The 17,936-nt window shown below is 74.2% G+C and carries 18 protein-coding genes; 11 read left to right on the top strand and 7 right to left on the bottom strand.

Annotation, left to right across the window (positions count from 1 at the left end; all coding sequences use genetic code 11):
• The first annotated feature begins 181 nt into the window (after positions 1 to 181).
• The 6 genes from DTB53_RS09830 (at position 182) to DTB53_RS09805 (ending at position 5,799) form a co-directional block, all read left to right on the top strand.
• Positions 182 to 952: an IclR family transcriptional regulator gene (locus tag DTB53_RS09830; RefSeq protein ID WP_003969928.1), complete on the top strand. Its 771-nt coding sequence runs from the start codon at positions 182 to 184 to the stop codon at positions 950 to 952.
• Positions 952 to 1,428, top strand: a complete 477-nt coding sequence (locus tag DTB53_RS09825; protein ID WP_012381428.1) for a GNAT family N-acetyltransferase — start codon at positions 952 to 954, stop codon at positions 1,426 to 1,428. Before DTB53_RS09830 ends, DTB53_RS09825 begins: the two co-directional genes overlap by 1 nt.
• An 18-nt stretch (positions 1,429 to 1,446) precedes the next feature.
• Positions 1,447 to 1,743 (top strand): response regulator transcription factor, encoded by a 297-nt coding sequence (locus DTB53_RS09820; protein ID WP_012381427.1) that lies wholly within the window; start codon positions 1,447 to 1,449, stop codon positions 1,741 to 1,743.
• Between the two features lie 64 nt (positions 1,744 to 1,807).
• Complete coding sequence (locus tag DTB53_RS09815; RefSeq protein WP_003969926.1) at positions 1,808 to 3,259, top strand: peptidoglycan D,D-transpeptidase FtsI family protein; 1,452 nt, start codon at positions 1,808 to 1,810, stop codon at positions 3,257 to 3,259.
• A 122-nt stretch (positions 3,260 to 3,381) separates the two neighbouring features.
• Positions 3,382 to 4,302 carry an alpha/beta fold hydrolase gene (locus DTB53_RS09810; RefSeq protein ID WP_012381426.1) on the top strand — a complete coding sequence of 307 codons (921 nt, stop codon included), beginning with the start codon at positions 3,382 to 3,384 and terminating at the stop codon, positions 4,300 to 4,302.
• A gap of 192 nt (positions 4,303 to 4,494) precedes the next feature.
• Entirely contained in the window at positions 4,495 to 5,799 is a 1,305-nt protein-coding gene (locus DTB53_RS09805; RefSeq protein ID WP_012381425.1) for an MFS transporter, read from the top strand.
• Here the strand turns inward: DTB53_RS09805 and DTB53_RS09800 are convergent.
• The gene (locus DTB53_RS09800; RefSeq protein WP_012381424.1) at positions 5,785 to 6,960 is read right to left on the bottom strand and encodes a hypothetical protein; all 1,176 of its coding nucleotides are present in this window, start codon (positions 6,958 to 6,960) and stop codon (positions 5,785 to 5,787) included. The two genes, DTB53_RS09805 and DTB53_RS09800, sit on opposite strands and share 15 nt — an antisense overlap.
• Complete coding sequence (locus DTB53_RS09795; RefSeq protein WP_012381423.1) at positions 6,957 to 7,919, bottom strand: 5-dehydro-4-deoxyglucarate dehydratase; 963 nt, start codon at positions 7,917 to 7,919, stop codon at positions 6,957 to 6,959. Before DTB53_RS09795 ends, DTB53_RS09800 begins: the two co-directional genes overlap by 4 nt.
• 208 nt (positions 7,920 to 8,127) lie before the next feature.
• Between DTB53_RS09795 and DTB53_RS09790 the strand changes: the two genes are divergently transcribed.
• From DTB53_RS09790 to DTB53_RS09780, 3 genes are all read left to right on the top strand, one after another.
• On the top strand, positions 8,128 to 8,937 hold the full coding sequence (locus tag DTB53_RS09790; RefSeq protein ID WP_012381422.1) for an NAD-dependent epimerase/dehydratase family protein: 810 nt from the start codon (positions 8,128 to 8,130) through the stop codon (positions 8,935 to 8,937).
• Positions 8,938 to 9,014: 77 nt separating this feature from the next.
• Positions 9,015 to 9,236, top strand: coding sequence for a hypothetical protein (locus DTB53_RS09785; RefSeq protein ID WP_012381421.1), 222 nt, complete (start codon positions 9,015 to 9,017; stop codon positions 9,234 to 9,236).
• Between the two features lie 75 nt (positions 9,237 to 9,311).
• Positions 9,312 to 10,526, top strand: a complete 1,215-nt coding sequence (locus tag DTB53_RS09780) for a TerD family protein (protein WP_012381420.1) — start codon at positions 9,312 to 9,314, stop codon at positions 10,524 to 10,526.
• A 107-nt stretch (positions 10,527 to 10,633) separates the two neighbouring features.
• Here DTB53_RS09780 and DTB53_RS37360 read toward each other — a convergent pair whose 3' ends face one another.
• The 4 genes from DTB53_RS37360 to DTB53_RS09765 all read right to left on the bottom strand — a co-directional run bounded on the left by DTB53_RS37360 (position 10,634) and on the right by DTB53_RS09765 (position 15,249).
• The gene (locus DTB53_RS37360) at positions 10,634 to 10,864 is read right to left on the bottom strand and encodes a hypothetical protein (protein ID WP_003969918.1); all 231 of its coding nucleotides are present in this window, start codon (positions 10,862 to 10,864) and stop codon (positions 10,634 to 10,636) included.
• 85 nt (positions 10,865 to 10,949) lie between these two features.
• Positions 10,950 to 12,539: a TROVE domain-containing protein gene (locus DTB53_RS09775; RefSeq protein WP_012381419.1), complete on the bottom strand. Its 1,590-nt coding sequence runs from the start codon at positions 12,537 to 12,539 to the stop codon at positions 10,950 to 10,952.
• Between the two features lie 389 nt (positions 12,540 to 12,928).
• Positions 12,929 to 14,410, bottom strand: a complete 1,482-nt coding sequence (locus DTB53_RS09770) for a hypothetical protein (protein WP_012381418.1) — start codon at positions 14,408 to 14,410, stop codon at positions 12,929 to 12,931.
• A 125-nt stretch (positions 14,411 to 14,535) separates the two neighbouring features.
• The gene (locus tag DTB53_RS09765) at positions 14,536 to 15,249 is read right to left on the bottom strand and encodes an antibiotic biosynthesis monooxygenase (protein ID WP_012381417.1); all 714 of its coding nucleotides are present in this window, start codon (positions 15,247 to 15,249) and stop codon (positions 14,536 to 14,538) included.
• A 168-nt stretch (positions 15,250 to 15,417) separates the two neighbouring features.
• Between DTB53_RS09765 and DTB53_RS09760 the strand changes: the two genes are divergently transcribed.
• Complete coding sequence (locus DTB53_RS09760) at positions 15,418 to 16,236, top strand: phosphodiesterase (RefSeq protein ID WP_003969914.1); 819 nt, start codon at positions 15,418 to 15,420, stop codon at positions 16,234 to 16,236.
• Here the strand turns inward: DTB53_RS09760 and DTB53_RS09755 are convergent.
• Positions 16,205 to 16,888: a DUF4232 domain-containing protein gene (locus tag DTB53_RS09755; protein ID WP_042498831.1), complete on the bottom strand. Its 684-nt coding sequence runs from the start codon at positions 16,886 to 16,888 to the stop codon at positions 16,205 to 16,207. The two genes, DTB53_RS09760 and DTB53_RS09755, sit on opposite strands and share 32 nt — an antisense overlap.
• A 159-nt stretch (positions 16,889 to 17,047) precedes the next feature.
• On the opposite strand from DTB53_RS09755, the gene dapA reads away from it, so the two are divergent.
• Positions 17,048 to 17,932, top strand: a complete 885-nt coding sequence (dapA, locus tag DTB53_RS09750) for a 4-hydroxy-tetrahydrodipicolinate synthase (protein ID WP_012381415.1) — start codon at positions 17,048 to 17,050, stop codon at positions 17,930 to 17,932.
• Positions 17,933 to 17,936 lie beyond the last annotated feature (4 nt).

Raw genomic sequence — 17,936 nt, 5'->3', positions numbered from 1 at the left:
GCCGCCGACTTCCGGGCGGCTTCGGCCGCACGTCGGCGAGTGTTCGGTATTCTGAACGGAGTTCCTGAACGTGAATGTCCTGGACTCTATTTCCGGGCGTTCCGTGTTGGCAATCGTGTGGCGGCTTTTCGGACGCCGACGCGGACGAGAAGTCGATGAGCTGGAGAAGGGGGCGTGGGCGATGTCGGTCGCCGAGTCCGGTGGGGCACAGGTCAAGTCCGCGGTACGGACCGTGGAGCTCCTCGAATACTTCGCGGGGCGGCCCGGCATGCACTCGCTGGCCGCCGTCCAGGAGGCCGTCGGCTATCCCAAGTCGAGTCTCTACATGCTGCTGCGCACCCTGGTGGAGCTGGGCTGGGTGGAGACGGACGCCACGGGCACCCGGTACGGGATCGGCGTCCGCGCCCTGCTGGTCGGCACCTCCTACATCGACGGCGACGAGGTCGTGGCCGCCGCCAGGCCCACCCTGGACCGGCTGTCCGACGACACCACGGAGACCATCCACCTGGCCCGCCTCGACGGGACGAACGTGGTCTACCTCGCCACCCGGCAGTCCCAGCACTATCTGCGCCCCTTCACCCGGGTCGGCCGCCGGCTGCCCGCGCACTCCACCTCGCTCGGCAAGGCGCTGCTGGCGACCCACAGCGACGAGCAGGTCCGCAAGATGCTGCCCGAGTCGCTGCCGGCGCTGACCGAGCACACCATCACGGACCGCGAGAGGCTCATCGAGGAGTTGCGACTGGTCCGCGAGCAGGGTTTCGCGGTGGACCGCGAGGAGAACACCGTCGGTCTGCGCTGCTTCGGCGTGGCGATCCCCTACCGGACGCCCGCGCGCGACGCGATCAGCTGCTCGGTGCCGGTCGCCCGGCTCACCCCCGGCCACGAACAGCTGGTGAAGGACGCCCTGTTCGACGCGCGGGACCGGCTGACCCTCGCGACCCGGAGACTCTGATGGCCGATGTCGTCCTGCGCCCGGTCGAGGACGGGGACCTGCCGCTGTTCTTCGCCTGGATGAGCGACCCCGAGGCGACCCGCGTCGCCGCGTTCACCGCCGAGGACCCCACCGACCGGGCCGCGTTCGACGCCCACTGGGCGCGGATCCGGTCGGGGTCCCGGGTGGTGATGCGCACGGTGCTGGCCGACGGCGCGGTGGTGGGCCACGTCGGGGAGTACGGGGACCCCGGCGACCGCCAGGTCACCTACTGGATCGGCCGCGCGCACTGGGGCCGGGGACTGGCGACGGCCGCCCTGCGGGCCTACCTCGACGAGACGCCCACGCGCCCGCTGCACGCGCGGGCGGCGGCCGACAACCTCGGCTCGCGCCGGGTGCTGGAGAAGTGCGGCTTCGCGGTGACCGGCAAGGACCGCGGATTCGCCCGGGCGCGGGGCGAGGAGATCGACGAGGTCCTGGTCACTCTGGACGGCTGAGGCGGGCCCCTCCCCCGTGTGGCGGAGACGGATCGTCGCCGGGCAGGACGGCGGACGGCCGGGGCTCCGGCGTGGGTGGCGGGGCTGACCGGGCGGGAGGCGGACGTGCTGCGGCTGATGGCGGCGGGGCTGACCGACGCGGAGATCGCGGGCCGGCTGCAGGTGGGCCCGGCGACGGCGAAGACGCACGTGGCGGCGGTCCTGGCGAAGACCGGCGCCCGGGACCGCACCCAGGCGGTCATCGTGGCGTACGAGGCCGGTTGGTCACCCCGGGCTGAGCCGCCGGCCGGGCTCCGGGCCCGCCCGGCCACCTGAGAAATCAGTGAGAAGGGGCACGGCCGGGAACGACCGGAGCGCGCCCGCTCGTCCCTCCAGCGGGATGAACAAGACAATCAGGCGCGCTTCGGTCTTCTGTCTGCTCATGGTGCTCGCCCTGCTGGTGCGGGCGACGTGGGTGCAGGGCTACCAGGCCAAGGCGCTCGCAGACGACGAGCACAACCGGCGGAACACCATCGCGCAGTACGCGCAGCCGCTCGGGGACATCATCGTGGCCGGTTCGCCGGTCACCGGATCGAAGGGGACCAGTGGCGGCGACCTCCGGTACAAGCGCACCTACACCCAGGGCGAGCTGTACGCGCCGGTCACCGGCTACAGCTCGCAGGCGTACGGGGCGAACCAGCTCGAAGGCATCTACGGCGATGTCCTGGACGGCACGGACGACCGGCTGAAGAACCCGAAGGACCTGCTCACCGGCGGGCAGGCCGACCCCGGGAATGTGCTGACGACGATCGACCCGGACGTCCAGAAGGCGGCCTACGGGGCTCTCGGCGACGCCAAGGGCGCGGCGGTGGCCATCGACCCCGGGACCGGCCGGATCCTCGGCATGGTCTCCACCCCCTCGTACGACCCCTCGAAGATCAGTGGGACGACGGACCAGGACGCCTGGCAGGCCCTGCTGGACGATCCGGACAAGCCGCTGGTCAACCGGGCGATGCGGCAGCCGCTGCCGCCGGGTTCGACGTTCAAGCTGGTGGTCGCGGCCGCCGCGCTGGAGAACGGGCTGTACGGCTCGGTCGACGAGCGCACCGACAGCCCCGACCCGTACACCCTGCCCGGCACCAGCACCGTGCTCCCCAACGAGAACGCCTCCGCCCCCTGCGAGAACGCGACCCTGCGCACCGCGCTCCGGTACTCCTGCAACAACGTCTTCGCGAAGGCCGCCGCCGACCTCGGCCAGGACGAGGTCAAGAAGATGGCGGACGCCTTCGGTTTCGACACCGAGAAGCTGGACGTTCCGGTGCGGGCGGCGGAGAGCGTCTACCCGACCGGTATGGACAAGGCCCAGACGGCGCTGACGGGGATCGGCCAGTTCGAGGTCACGGCGACCCCGCTCCAGATGGCGATGGTCACCGCGGCCCTCGCCAACGGCGGTGAGCTGGCCGCGCCGCACATGGTCTCCCAGGTGACCGACGGGGACGGCACGGTGCTGGAGGAGACCGCCGACGGCGACACCGAGCGGGTGGTGAGGGAGTCGACCGCCGAGCAGTTGCGCAGTGCGATGGTGACAGTCGTCGAGGAGGGCACCGGCACCAACGCCCGGATCCCCGGGGCCGAGGTGGGCGGCAAGACGGGCACCGCGCAGCACGGCGTGGACAACAGCAACACCCCGTACGCCTGGTTCACCTCGTACGCGAAGGACCGCGACAGCGGCAAGGAGGTCGCCGTCGCGGTGATCGTCGAGGACTCGGGGGCGGCGCGCTCCGAGATCAGCGGCAACGGGCTGGCCGCACCGATCGCGCAGAAGACGATGCGGGCGGCGCTGGAGCGGTGAGCGCTCCTTCCCGGGCACACCCACCCGACCTAACTTAGGTTACCCTTCCCTTACTCGGCGCTCCGGACGGTCCCGGAGCGCCGGGGGTCGGGCGTGCGTGCGGGCGGGCTGGAGGTACGGGGATGGGTTCGGCGAAGCACGGGACGGGGGCCGACGCCGTCGGCCCCGGACACAGCCAGGGCGAGGCGGCCCGGGCCCGCACCCGCGACGGGCGCGAGCTGTACTACCAGCGGCTGCCGGGTCCCGCCGGGACGGCCGGGCGGCCCACCGTGGTCTTCGAGGGCGGGCTCGCCGCCGGCCGCTCCTACTGGGCCGGAGTCCAGGCCGCGCTGGCCGACGTCGCGCCGACCGTGGTGTACGACCGCAGCGGGCTGGGGCGCAGCCCGGCCGCCCCGGCCGGGGCCTCGCGCCGACTCGCCGCGCTCGCCGACGACCTCGGTGATCTGCTCGACCACCTCGACCGCGTCGAACCCGGTGGCTCCTACGTCCTCGTCGGCCACAGCTGGGGCGGCCCGCTGGTGCGGCTGGCGGCTGCCGCGGGGCCCGCCCGGGTGGCGGGGCTGGTGCTCGTCGACCCCACCGACGAGTCCTGCGAGCTGCTGTTCCAGCCCTCGGTGCGGCGGACCGAGCGGATCGGACAGGCGGCGACGGTCGTGCTGGCCCGGCTGGGACTGCTGGGCCGCGCCTACCGCGCGCTCACCGCCGCGCTGCCGCCGGACGCCGCCGCCGACATGCGGGCCGAGGGCTACACCGTCGCCATGACCCGCACCCGGGGCCGCGAACTGGCGGACACGGCGGGCGACCTGCGGGCCCTGAAGCAGAACCCGCCGGGCCTGGCGGGGCTGCCGGTGACCGTGGTGTCGGCGGGGCGGGTGTCGCCCGGCATGCCGAGGACCGTCCGGGAGCGGGCGACCGCCTCGCACGCCTACCGGGCCCGGCAGTCGCCGCACGGGCGGCACGTGGTCCTGCCCGAGGCGGATCACCTGGTGCTGACCACGTCGGCCGCCGAACTCGCCGAGGAGATCCGCCGGCTGCTGGTCTGAGCGCGACGGCCCGGGCCCGTTCGAGTACGTGCTCCCCGATCCGGCCCTCCCCGGGGCGCGGTGCGTCCCCCACCTCACCGGGCAATACCCCTAGGGCATCCGCCCGATGCCGCCGCACCGCCTTACTCCGCAGCATGAGCCGCACGGCCCGCACGCACGGGGCGCGGAGCACGAGGCGGAGGGCGGGGCGGCATGGGCGGTCCGGCGGCGGTGCGGGTCCTGCGGGACCCGGCGGCGGGGCGGTATCTCGCGGGGGTGGTCGTCTCCGGGTTCGGTACGTCCGCGATGTGGCTCACGGCGGGGATCTGGGTCAAGTCGCTGACGGGGTCGAACAGTCTGGCGGCGCTGACGGTGTGCGCGATGTGGGCCCCGGTGCTGGCCGGGCCCGCGCTCGGCGCGCTCGCGGACCGGATGGACCGCAAGAAGCTGCTGGTCCGGGTCAACCTGGCGATGGCCGCCCTGCTGGCCACGCTGGTGCTGGTGGACTCGGGCCGCGCCGTCTGGCTGGTCTTCGTGGTGCTGGTCCTCTACGGGGCGAGCGGCGTGCTGCTCGACGCGGCGGAGTCGGCGCTGGTCGCGGGGACCGTGCACGCCTCGCTGCTGGCGGACTTCAACGGGCTGCGGACGACGGCCAACGAGGGCATGAAGCTGGTCGCCCCGCTGGCGGGGGCCGGGCTGTACGCGCGGTTCGGCGGCCCGGCGGTGGCCCTGCTGGACGCGGCGACGTGCGCCCTGGCCGCCCTGATCTTCGCCCGGCTCCGGGTACGGGAGGCTCCGCGGCCCCCGGCCGGGGCGTGGCGCGGTGACCTCCTCGCCGGGCTGCGTCGGATACGCGCCTCGGCCGTGCTGCGCCCGCTGGTGGCGGCGGGGGCGGCGACGATGCTGCTGGCCGGGGTGAACGGGGCCGTGACGTTCGCCTACGTCGACGACGTGCTCGGCCGGGCGCCGGAGTACGCGGGGGTCCTGTACGCGGTGCAGGGCGCCGGTTCCGTCGCGGTCGGCCTGCTGGCGGGGCCACTGCTGCGCCGGCTGCCGGAGCCGGTGTTCGCGGCGGCGGGGACGGCGCTGTTCGCGCTGGCGGTGGGCGCGCGGACGGTGCCGCACGACGGGGTGGCGATGGCGGCGAGCGCGCTGATCGGGTTCGGTCTGCCGTGCGTGCTGATCGCGACGATGACCGCGGTGCAGCGGGAGACGCCGGACGCGGAGCTGGGGCGGACGGCGGCGACGGCCGGCTCGCTGCTGACGGCGCCCAACGCGGTGGCCCTGGCGGTGGGGGCGGGGCTCGTCGCGGTGGTGGACGTGCGGGTGCTGACAGCGGTGGCCGGGGTGGCGGGGCTGCTGGCCGCGGCGCTGCCGGTGGCGGGCGCGGCACGTCGCCGCACCGGCCATCCGCCGGAGTCCGGACCCGCGCAGGAGTCCGGACCAGCCGGGGCGCCCGGAATCGCGGGTGCGGGCGCCGACGCGGGGGCGGACGCCGACCCCTCATCCCAGCCGTGAGAGCGCCGCGGCGACCGCCTCCAGATCCGGGCCCGAGGCCAGTCCCGCGTGGTACAGGCGCAGTTCGTCCGCGCCGAGCGAGGCGGCGTGGGCCGCGTCGCGCTCCAGGGTGCGCGGGCTCCCGCCCATCCCGGTGACGATCCCGAAGTTGGCGGCGCGCACGCCGCCCCGGCCCGCGAACGGCCCGAGGGCCGCTTCCCGGACGGCGTCGGATCCGGTGCAGGGCAGCACCACGCCGTCGGCCACGGCCAGGATGTGGTCCGCGTCGACGCCGACGTTGGCCCCGGCGCGGTACGGGACCGGGTCGGCGTGCAGCAGCACCTGGAAGCCGGGCGGGGCCGCGTCCCGTACCGCCGCGACGACCGCCTCCTGGAACGCGCGGGCGATCCGGCCGCGCCATCGCAGGGTGGCGTCCGCGAGCCCGGGTCCGAGCAGCCTCCCGATGCCGTCCCGGCCGGACTCCGGGGAGCCGGCGCCGGACCAGACCGGCTCCAGCGCGCGGCGTACGGCGGCGGACAGGTCTCCGGGGTCGGCGCCCTCCTCCCCGTACCCCTCGCGGCACACCGAACAGAAGCACAGCGACATCAGGTACTGCGCCGCCTCGCCGAGGCCCACGCCGGCGACCTTGTCGTGGGCGTGCAGATGGGCGAAGCCGTACCAGCCGCAGGACTCCAGCTCGGTCCCGTGGGCGCCGGGCCGGGCGGCGGCCTCCGCCGCGAGGTCCACGAGGTAGGCGCGCACGGCCGGGCGGGCGATGCAGGGGGCCCACGGGTAGCGGTCCCCGTAGGCGTTGACCACCGAGGTGTCGGGGTGTTCCGCGCCGAGCCGCGAGCTGTGGGCGAGGACCACCCAGCTGTGCACCTGGAGACCGGCGGCGGCCAGCGCGCCCGCGGCCTCCCCGTACGGGTCGTCGCCTGCCGTCCAGCTCTGGCGGTGCGGGGCCGGGACCCGCCCCGCCCAGCGGTCCGGGTCCGGCGGGTAGAGGACGGCGGCGTGCTCGGCGGTGACGACCCGGTGGGCGGGGTGGCGGGGGGTCAGCGCGCGGGTGGAGTGGTAGGCGGCGGCCAGCGTGACCTGCCGGACACCGAGGTCGGCGATCCGGGCGGCGGCGTCCGGGTCCCCGACGACGTCCCACGGGTAGAGGAACGCGCCCGCCTTCACGCGCCGCCTCCCGCCGCGGCGTGCTCCGCCAGCAGGGCGCGGCCGCTCGCGATGATCTCGATGAGGTCCTTGACGTGCGCGGCGGTCGGTTCGGTGAGCGGGGTGCGCACCTCGCCGACGTCCAGGCCCTGGAGCCGGACACCGGCCTTGACCAGGGAGACGGCGTATCCGCGGCCCTGGGCGCGCAGTTCGACGAGCGGCCGGTAGAAGTGGTCGAGCAGTCCGTCGACGAGGGCGTCGTCCCCGGAGTCCAGGGCCCGGTAGAAGGCGAGGGCGATGTCCGGGGCGAAGGCGAAGACGGCGGAGGAGTAGAGGGTGACGCCGATGCCCCGGTAGGCGGGGCCGGTGAGTTCGGCGGTGGGCAGTCCGTTGAAGTAGAGGAAGTCGCCGCCGGGACGGTGGGTGCGGACCGCGCTGACGATGCGCTGCATGAGGTCGAGGTCGCCGTGGCCGTCCTTGAGCCCGATGACGCCGGGGGTGCGGGCCAGGGCGACGACCGTCTCGGGGGTGAAGACCGCGTTGTCGCGCTGGTAGACGATCGTCTCCAGGCCGGTGGCGGCGGCGAGCGCGGCGTAGTGGTGCAGCAGCCCCTGCTGGTCGGCGACGACGAGGTAGGGCGGCATGGCGAGGAGCCCGTCCGCACCGGCCTCCTCGGCGGCCCGCGCGTACTGGACGGCGAGCGCCGTGCCGTAGCCGGCCCCGGCGAGGACGGGGACCTGTCCGGCGCTCTCCTCGACGGCGGCGCCGACCGCGAGGCGGAACTCCTCGGGCGTCAGCGCGTGGAACTCGCCCGTGCCGCAGCAGGCGAAGACCGCGGCGGCTCCGGCGTCGATCCCCGCGCGCACGTGGGCGCGGAAGACGGCGAGGTCGACGGCGCCGTCCGGGCCGAACGCGGTCACGGGGAAGAAGAGCGGCCCGGCGACGTCGCGGAGCCGGGCGGCAAGGGGGGCTGAGGTCACGGGCGCTCCCTGAACAGATGCAGGCGTGCACAATTCTGATCGGTGTCCATATTTCTGAACAGCGCAACGCTAAGGCAGCCTCTGATGGCAGGTCAAGGCGGACGCGAGCTCTTGACGCATCTCACCGCGCCTCCTTAGCTTGTCCACGCATGTGAATGCCAGCCAGGATTGCGCACAGCGCCCGCGTACGCCCCGAGGAGACCCCCGTATGACCGCTCCCCGTACCGTCCTGCTCACCGGCGCCGCAGGCGGCCTCGGCACCCTGATGCGGGGGCTGCTGCCCGCGTACGGATACGACCTGCGGCTGTTCGACCTGGTCCCGGTGGAGGGCGCGCCCGAGGCGATCACCGCCGACCTGAACGACCGGGAGGCGCTGCGCGAGGCCGTGCGCGGGGTGGACGCGGTGGTCCACCTGGCGGGGATCTCGCTGGAGTCCACGTTCGACAAGATCCTCCGCGCCAACGTCCAGGGCACGCACCACCTCTACGAGGCCGCGCGCGAGGAGGGCGTCCGCCGTATCGTCGCCGCCTCCTCCAACCACGTCATCGGGCACACCCCTCGGCCGGCTCCGGGCGATCCGCCGATCGCCCTGGACGCCCCCCGCCGCCCCGACACCTTCTACGGGCTCTCGAAGTGCTTCGGCGAGGACCTGGCCCAGCTCTACTGGGACCGGCACGGACTGGAGACGGTCTCGGTGCGCATCGGGTCCTGCTTCCCCGAACCCACCTCGGTGCGGATGCTGTCGGTCTGGATGAGCCCCGGCGACGGCGCACGGCTGTTCCACGCGGCCCTCACCGCCGAGGACGTCGGGCACACCGTGGTCTACGGGTCCTCCGCCAACACCCGCCTGTGGTGGGATCTGGCCCCGGCGCGGGCGCTGGGCTACCGGCCGCTGGACGATTCGGAGCCGTACGCGGCGAAGCTCATCGCCGAGCAGGGCGAACTGGCCCCGGACAACCCGGCGCACGCCCGGGTGGGCGGCCACTTCGCGACCGACCCGCCGATCTGGCCGCACTGAGCCGCCCCGGGCGGCGGCGGGGCGGGGCGGCGGAAATCCGGGCGACGCGGGGACGGCCGGGCGGGCACGATACGGGCATGCCGAGACCTTCAGGATTCCAGTACGAACAGCACCACGACCGGAGCGTCACCATCACCCACCACGGCCGTCCCGCGGGCACCCTGCGCGGCGGCCGGGCGGAGAAGTTCCTGGCCGAGGTGGGCTCGGGCGACGCCCAGCTGGTGATGGCGCGCTGGACCGGCGCCTACAAGCACGGCAACGAGCGCACCGCCCGGAACCACCCGCGCAACCGCCGCTGAGCGCGCTCGCGCGGCCGTGCTCCGGACGGCCGAAGGTAAGGGAACGGCAAAGCCGGGTCGTTCGTTACCCCGTGCATGACCGCAATGACCCCCGGCTCGAACATCCCTCTCTCCGCCGCCCGCGTGGCGGTGGACGTCGCCGCTCCGGTGCGGCTCGACGTCTCGGGCCTGCTGCTCACCGCCGACGGCAAAGTGCGCTCGGACGACGACTTCATCTTCTACAACCAGCCCTCGGGCCCCGGCGTGACCTACCGCTCCGGCGGCGGCTCCGCGCCCGACGCGATCGTGGTGGACACCGCGGCCGTCCCGCCCGGCATCGAGAAGATCGTCGTCACCGCGAGCCCCGACGCCGCGGGCCAGACCTTCCAGGGCGTCGAGCCCACCGCCACCGTGCGGAACGCGGACGACGGCAGCGCGCTCGCCACCTTCACCCCGCCGCGGCTGGGCACCGAGACGGCGCTCGTGGTCATCGAGATCTACCTGCGCAACGGGGCCTGGAAGGCCCGCGCGGTCGGCCAGGGTTACGCCAACGGGCTGGCCGGGATCGCCACGGACTTCGGCGTCTCGGTCGAGGAGCCCGCGGCCCCCGTCGCCCCTCCCGCTCCGACGGCCCCCGCTCCGGTCGCCCCGGTCGCCGCCCCCGTCGACCCGAGGATCGCGCCGCCCGCTCCGGCCGCTCCGCCCGCTCCCCCGGCGGCCCCCGCGGGCTCCGGGAAGATCAACCTGGACAAGGGTCGGGTCAACCTCCAGAAGAACCAGACCGTGTCCCTCGTCAAGGGCGGCGCACCGCTGCTCTCGCGGGTCAGGATGGGCCTGGGCTGGGAGCCCGCGTTCCGCGGCAAGGACATCGACCTGGACGCGTCGGTGATCGCCTACGGTCCCAACCGCAACCACCTGGACAGCTGCTACTTCGGCAAGCTGACCATCCTGAACGGGGCGATCAAGCACTCCGGCGACAACCTCACCGGTGAGGGCGCGGGCGACGACGAGGTGATCATGGTGGACCTCGGCCGGATCCCCGCCGAGGCGACCGGCCTGGTCTTCACCGTGAACTCGTTCACCGGCCAGAAGTTCAACGAGGTGGCCAAGGCCTACTGCCGGCTGATCGACGACGCGTCCGGCGAGGAGCTGGTCCGCTTCGACCTCACCGGCGCCGAGCCGCAGACCGGCGTGATGATGGCCAAGCTCATCAAGCAGTTCACTGGCGAGTGGGAGATGACCGCGATGGGCGAGTTCGTGAAGTCGCGCACCGTGCGGGGCATGGTGAAGCCCGCCGCCAAGTCCCTGTAGCCCGTCGTGGCCCTCGCCGAGGGCCACGACGGAGTCCGGGGCGCCCGAAGTGATTCAGGCGCCCCGGATCCGGAGAAGACGAACGCTGCGTGTGCTCGTTGCGCGTCTCAGAGCTTGGTCAACTTGGAGTACGGGCTCAGGATCCTTCCCTGGCGCCCCGAGAAGTCGATGAGGACTGCGTCGTTGTCGCCCTCGACAGCAAGGATCCTGCCGAGCCCGAACTGGTCGTGCGACACCCTGTCGCCCACATCGAAGCATTCGACCGGTGGGGCCTCCTGGGCCGGGCGGTTGAAGGGACTGGAAGGCAGGTGACGCCGGGATCCGGCTGACTGTTTCATTACGTCGAGTATGCGCCCTGTGAAGGCCCGACGCCATGCCCGCCGGCGCTCGGGGCCCCAGACGTGCCGGATTCGTAATCAGCGCTCACCACGGCCAGTCAGCGCTTCCTCCCGCCTCCAGCAGCGGAACCATGCGGAACGCCGCGTCGGAAAGACCCCCGAACGTGTGGCGGTTTCCCTCGCCGGACGGGGCGTGAGCGAGCCGGTATCCGGCCAGATTCCAGGTGTAGACGGGCACCGTGTCCGGAACGGTGCGGGTCGCGTCGCCACGCCGCGTGTGCGCGGTCTGCTCGTCGGTGACGATGAGTACCCGGTCGTGGTCCCGGTAGTGCTGCCGCACCGCCTCCGCCGTGTTCGTGCCGCCCAGGTTCCCGAAGCGGTCCAGGACCCGGAGCACGGACTCCCCCCTGCGGAAGGCCACCGGCGCGCTGCTCGTACCGAACTGGACCAGGTCCGCGTCGGCGGAGCGCAGGGCGAGGGCCGCGCCGAAGACGGCCGCGGCGTCGGCCCGGTTCAGCCGGGAGCGCTCGGAGAGCGGCGCGCCCATCGAACCGGAGCGGTCGACCAGGACCAGGGTGCGGCCCGGCAGCGCGGGGACCTGGCCCAGCGAGTGCCCGAGGGCCCGTTCCAGCGGATGGGCCCAGCGGAGCGAAGGAGCGTGCCGGTAGGCGGCGAGGTAGCGGAAGGGGAACTGGCCGGACGCGGCGACGGCCTCCGGATCGCTGATCCGGGCCGCTGCGGTCGCCGCGACCTCGTCCCGCACTCCGGCCTCGTCGAAGTTCCGGAGGTTGCGGACGAGCGCCATCGTCCCCATCGACGGGATGACCGCCTCCCAGGCCGCCGCGTCCATCGGCCCCTGGAGCCAGCCCGCCAGCGCTTCCCAGGTCATGCCGGCCTCGGCCAGCCGCTCCGCGCCGCCGGCTCCGACGACGACGGCGCGACGCTCGGCGACCGGCAGCTCCATCAGCTCCCGGTGGGCGCTCAGGGTGCGGTCCGCGGCGGGCGGCACGGCGGTCTCCGGCCGGTGCCTGCGGTCCAGCGCGTAGCGGAACAGCTCGCCCTGCCAGGGCTTGGCGGGGTCGGGCGCGGCGTGCACCAGATTGAGTACGTCGCCGAAGCGGTAGCCCTTGGACGCGGTGTCGTACTTCAGCAGAGCCCGTCCGGTGTAGAGGCGGCGCACGGCGTCGGCGACGCCCCGCTTCACGGGCTGGGGCAGGGCCCGCCCGTAGCGGGACGTCCAGTAGCCGAGCAGCTCGCCCGGCTCGTCGGCGCGCAGCAGGACGGAGTCGATGACCTGCCGGTTCGTGGGCCCCTCGACGCTGCCCGCCGTCAGCCGCGCCCGCACGTACTCCGCGCCGCCGACCAGCGAGGCGGTCCGCATCCGACCGTCACGGCGCAGCCAGTGGAGCAGCCCCGCGGTCCAGGCGGGGTCCTCCACGGCGAGGCGGCGCACGAGCGCGGCGAACCGGTCGTCGCGCCGGTCCCCGCCCTCGTAATAGGTGTCCTGGGCCACGAAGTTGGCGACGGCGAGCAGGAAGAGTTCGGAGCGGGCGTCGCGCACGCGCCCGGTGCCGCCCTGGTGGTTGGGGGCGAGCGCACCGGTCGTCGCGACGGGCGAGGTGGGCGGCGAACCGGTGGGCCGGGACCTGTGGGTACGCACGTTGAAGCGGGCCATGAGAAGAATTCCCCCGAATTCCTGGGGAAGGGCGCGACGGCGCAACGGGGTGCCCGAGATCAGGAGTCGGCGACGGAGAACAGTCAGATGCTCTGACCGACTGAGCTACCGGCCGAAGCCGGGCGGGACTCGAACCCGCGCCCCTCTGATCCAGAAGTACCCGTCGCCTGCGCACCGGGCACCCCGGCGCTCGCGCCTCCCGAGATCAGCAGTGGCTGCGGCACATTTCGTTGCAGGGAAGGAGCCGCCGCCTTCGCACCGGGAGGTGCATGTCTCTGACCTTAGGGAACGGCCCCGTCGCACGCGAAGGGTTTTCTCCGCTCCTGCCCCGGGGGCCGCCTCGTGGCCGCTCTCCGGCTAAGCGCCGCTCCGCGTGCGCGATTCCCCCCTCAACCCCCCGCGCGCGACCGGGCCTTGAACGCCGCCTTGCGGGCGTCCTTGGCCGCCTTCTTGTCGCTGTGCAGCCGGCCCATGGCCTCCAGCACATCGGCGGTGGCCGGGTGGTCGACGCGCCAGACCTCGTCGAAGAAGCCGCTGTGCTGCGCGGAGAGCCCCTCGATCAGGCCCTGGAGCTCGTCCAGCTCGCCGTCCGCGTCCAGTTGGGCGGCGATCGTGTCGATGGCCAGCCAGAAGATCATGTCCTCCGGCGGGGCGGGCACGTCGGCCGCGCCGCGCTCCGCGAGCCAGACGCGGGCCAGGCCGCCCAGTTCCGGATCGCCGAGCACCGCGCGTACGGCGGGTTCCGCCTCGGGGCCGGCCAGGGCGAGGGCCTGCTGGCAGTGGAGGCGGCGCAGCGGCCCGCCCTCGTCCGTGCCGCGCGCGGCGGCCAGGAGCTCGGCCGCCGCGGCCACCGCGCCCTTGGCGCCGTATCCCGCGAGCCAGAGCTTGACCTCGGCGCGGGCGGCGGACTCCGGGTAGTGGGCGATGCCGTCGAGGAGGGCGTCGGCGCCCTTGCCCGCGAGGTCGCCGACGGCGGGGGCGTCCACCCCGGCCTCCAGCATCCGCGCCCGGATGCCGTAGAGGCCGAGGGGGGTGAGCTTGACCATGCCGTACCGGGTGACGTCCTCGTCGTCGGCCCCGGCGGCGGAGGCGTCGGCCGCCTCGCCCTCCTCGACCAGCAACGCCTCGTCGACCGGGCGGTATTCGACGATCCCGATGGGTTCGAGGAGCCGGAACTGGTCGTCGAGGCGCATCATCGCCTCGGACACCTGCTCCAGGATGTCGTCGGTCGGCTCGCCCATGTCGTCGGGGACGATCATCGACGCGGCGAGGGCGGGCAGCGGGACCGGTCCTTCGCCCGCGGCGTTCTCCGCGAGGGTGAGCAGGTAGAGGTTGCCGAGGACGCCGTCGAGGAACTCCGCCTCGGCCTCCGGGTCCCAGTCCAGGGCGTCGAAGTCGATCGAGCCGTCCTCGCCGACGAGGTCCGCGAAGTCGTCCAGGACGGGCGCGGTGGCGTCGGCGTGCACGGCGTCGAGGCCGTCGAGCCAGATGGCCAGGACGTCCTGCGGGGAGCCGCCGGTGAGCAGGGCCAGGTTCTCGCCCGTGGTGACGGCGCCCTCGCCGTCCGCGCCGTCCTCGCCCTCGCCCTCCTCGGGGTCGGTGACGTCGAGGAGGCCGGTGTCGACGGCGAGCCGCCAGGCCTCGCTGGCGTACGCGGCGCCGTCCTCGTCGGCCGCCAGCCCGAGGTGCTCGGCTGCCGCGGGGAGCTGGTCCTCGACCAGTTCGCCGCCGGCCCCGACCCGGGTGTCCGGGCCCGCCCACCGGGCGAGCCTGACGGCGCGGACGAACAGCGGAGCGGCGAGCGCGTCCCGTGCCAGTTCGGCCTCGGTGTTCAGCCGCACCGGCGGCAGGGAGGGGCGCTCTGCGGACATCGGGGGTTCTCCTCGGTGCGTGCTCGGGGCATACGGGGTGCGTACGCGGTTCAGCCGCCCAAGCCTAGACGCAATGCGCCGGGTGCCGCCCGCCGCTTCGCCACATACCGCCCGCCGCGCCCCCCTTATCCGCCCGCGCCCGGTTCCATGCTGAGTGCGGGGGTGTAGCGGCGCACGCCGCCGCCGGTCATACCCGGGTAGTTCTGGACGCGTTCCCAGAGGGGGGACGGGGAGCCGATGCCCTCTCCGGGCGCGGCGAGGGCCGCGACGTGGTGCTCGGCGCTCTCCCACTCGGCGTAGTTGAGGACCCGGGTGCCGTCGGTGCTGACGTGGAAGTGCGCGGCGATGCCGCCCGGGGGCAGCTCCGCCTCTTCGCCGAGCGCCCGGAACACGCTGTCCACCCAGTCGCGTTGACGGGCGGGGTCGGGTCCGTCGAACTCGACGTCCACGACGACGAGGCAGCCGGTCTCCCGGGTGTCGCCCTCGGCCCGGAGGCCGGAGCGGTACAGCTCGTACGTGTGCGGGGCGAGGCGTTCGACGCCGGGGACGGCGGCGTCGATCTCGGCGTTGCGGACGTCGCGCCCGTGCCGCACGAAGTCCTGGTAGGCCTCTTCGCCGGACCACTGGGAGTAGTGGAGCAGGGTCGCGCCGTCCTCCCCCGCGTAGACGCTGTAGGAGAGCAGCCCGGGGTGCGGCCACGCCCGGCCCTCCCAGGCCTTCCGGATGGCGTCGACGGCCTCTCGCTGCCGCTGCGGTGTGCCGAGGTCCCAGGTGCCGGCCTTGACGATCCGGGCGTCGGTGCGGGCCGGGTCGGGGCGGTCGGTGACGTGCGTGGTCATGGTGGTGCTCCCCTCGTCACGCGCGCCGTTCGGTGCGCCGTTCCCACCACGGTGACACCTCAAGTCCGCTTGAGGTCAAGGGTGTTCCGCGGGACGGTGGCCGTGCCCGTTCGCCCAGGGCGTGATCGGTCCCGGGTGCGGCCGGAGGGGCGGGGGAAGGGTGGGGGCATGGCCCTTTCCGTGGCACACCTCAGCGACCCGCACCTCACGACCGGCGCGGGGGCGGCGGCCCCCACCGCCGGGCTGCGGGCCGCGCTGCGCCGGGTGCTCTCCCTCGACCCGCTCCCGGACTGCGTCGTGATCACCGGCGATCTCACCGAGCGCGGGGAGCCCGGCGAGTACGCCGCCCTGCGCGAGGAGATCGGCGCGTTCCCGCTGCCGCTGCTTCTGGTGACGGGCAATCACGACGTGCCGGAGGCCGTCGTGGACGCGTTCGGCGGGACGCGCTTCCTGGGCGGGGGGACGCTGACCACGTACGCGGTGGAGTACCCGGAGTTCACCGCCGTGGTCCTGGACTCGTGGGTCTCCGGCGCGCCGGGCGGACGGCTGGGTGCGGAGCAGTTGTCCCGGCTGGACCGGGACCTCTCCCGGCGCCCCGGTGTGCCGGCCCTCGTCTGTCTGCACCATCCGCCGGTCCCGGTCGGCATTCCGTTCCTGGACGCGATGCGCCTGGTGGACGGCCCCGCGCTGGCGGAGGTGGTCGCCGCGCACCCCCGGGTCGTGCGGGTGCTGGCGGGCCATGTGCACCGCCCCGTCACCGCGCCCTTCGCGGGCAGCACGGTGGCCGTCGCGCCGAGCACGTACCGGCAGAGCGGGCTGGCGCTGCGGGAGGGCGTGCCGGGCTATCCCGACGAGCCGGCGGCCTTTCTGCTGCACGTGCTGCCGGAGGGGCCGCCCGGTACGGACTGGGTGACCCACACCGTGCCGGTGGGCGACGGCTCACCGGCCGGGCCGGTCACTCGGGCAGCTCCGCCCGCCAGGCCGTGATGTTCAGCTCGTCCATGTAGCGGATGTCGTGGCCCTCCAGCGGCTGGACCCGCGCCCCGGCGTCGGGGGCGGCGGCCAGCTCCAGGGCGTCGGCCATGACGAGCTCGCCGCCCTCCTGGGTGGAGACCCAGGCGAGCATCGACCGCGCGGTGCCGCCCGGCTTCAGGGTGAGCGTCTCGGGGCCGAGGTCGCGGCCGAACTGCGAACCGGCCGGGTTGACCTTCACGGGGAGGCGCTCGCCCTCCTCGCCGAGCGCCTGGACCGAGGGGTAGCCGCCGACCCGGTAGGGCTTCGTGCCGCAGTTGGTCAGGGTCAGGACGGCCGCGCGGCTCATCATCGCGGTCAGCACCTCCCCCATGGTCACCACGGCCCCGGAGGCGGGGCACGTCTCGGACGGGGTCCCGGACGGGGCGGTGGCCGGCCCGCTCCGCGCCGTGTCGCCGTAGGCGGGCGCGGGGGTCGGGGGCAGGGTTTCGGCGCGGACGACGCCGGGGCCGGTGGCGGACGGGGTGGGGTCCGGTTCCTCGCCCTCGCCGGCCGGGACGAGGAATCCCGAGCAACCGGTCAACGCTGCCAGTGCCGCCGCCGACAGCACGGCGGAGGTCCGCCTCCGCACCCGCGCCGACCTCCGTGCACACCCGCCCGTGCCCATCTGCCCCACCCCTCGCCGCGGCCCGCCGCCCGTACGTTCGATCATGTCAGAAGCGGGCCGGAGCGGGCCGCCGCTCCTCGGACTCTTCAGCGTCCCTTGCCGATCACCCCAAGAAGATCTAAGTGGACCTACAGGGTTCGGTGAGCCGACACTTCGGGCATGACCACCACCGCACCGCGCCCCTTCGGCCGCGCACTCTGCGCCATGATCACGCCTTTCACCGCGGGCGGGGCCCTGGACCCCGACGCCGCCCGCGCACACGCCGCGCACCTGGTGGCGGAGGGCTGCGACGGGATCGTCCTCAGCGGGACGACGGGCGAGTCCCCCACCACGACGGACGCCGAGAAGTCCGCCCTGCTGCGGGCCGTCCGGGCGGAGGTCGGCGACGGGGTGCCGCTGCTCACCGGCGTCGGGAGCCCGGACACCGCGCACACCCTGCGCCTGGCGCGGCAGGCCGAGGAGGCGGGGGCGGACGGGCTGCTGGTGGTCAGCCCGTACTACAGCCGTCCGCCGCAGGCCGCGGTCGAGGCGCATTTCCTGCGGGTCGCGGACTCCACCGGGCTGCCGCTGATGCTGTACGACATCCCCGGCCGCACCGGCACCCGGATCGAGCCGGAGACCCTGCTGCGGCTGGCGGAGCACCCGCGCGTGGTGGCGGTGAAGGACTGCGCCTACGACATGCTCGGCTCGACGAAGGTGCTGACCCGCACCTCGCTGGCGTACTACTCGGGGTGCGAGGAGCTCAACCTGCCGCTGTACGCGGTGGGCGGCGCGGGGTACGTCAGCACGGTGGCGAACGTGGCCCCGCGCCACATGCGGGCGCCGCTGGACGCGTTCGACGCGGGCCGCACCGAGGAGGCGGCCCGGCTCAACCGGAACACCGCCCGCCTCACCGAGCTGATGATGGCGAGCGGTCTGCCCGGAGCCGTCACAGCCAAGGCGCTCCTGGCGGCGGGACCGGTCCGGGAACCGCTGCAGCCCGCCGGGCGCGGGGCGGCCGACGGGCTGCGTGCGGCGTACGAGGAGCTCCTCGCACTGGGCTGAACCG

The sequence above is a fragment of the Streptomyces griseus genome, from assembly GCF_900460065.1.
Lineage (GTDB): Bacteria > Actinomycetota > Actinomycetes > Streptomycetales > Streptomycetaceae > Streptomyces > Streptomyces griseus.
The sequence above is the reverse complement of the archived record's forward strand: the minus strand, read 5'-3'. Positions and strand labels throughout refer to the sequence as shown.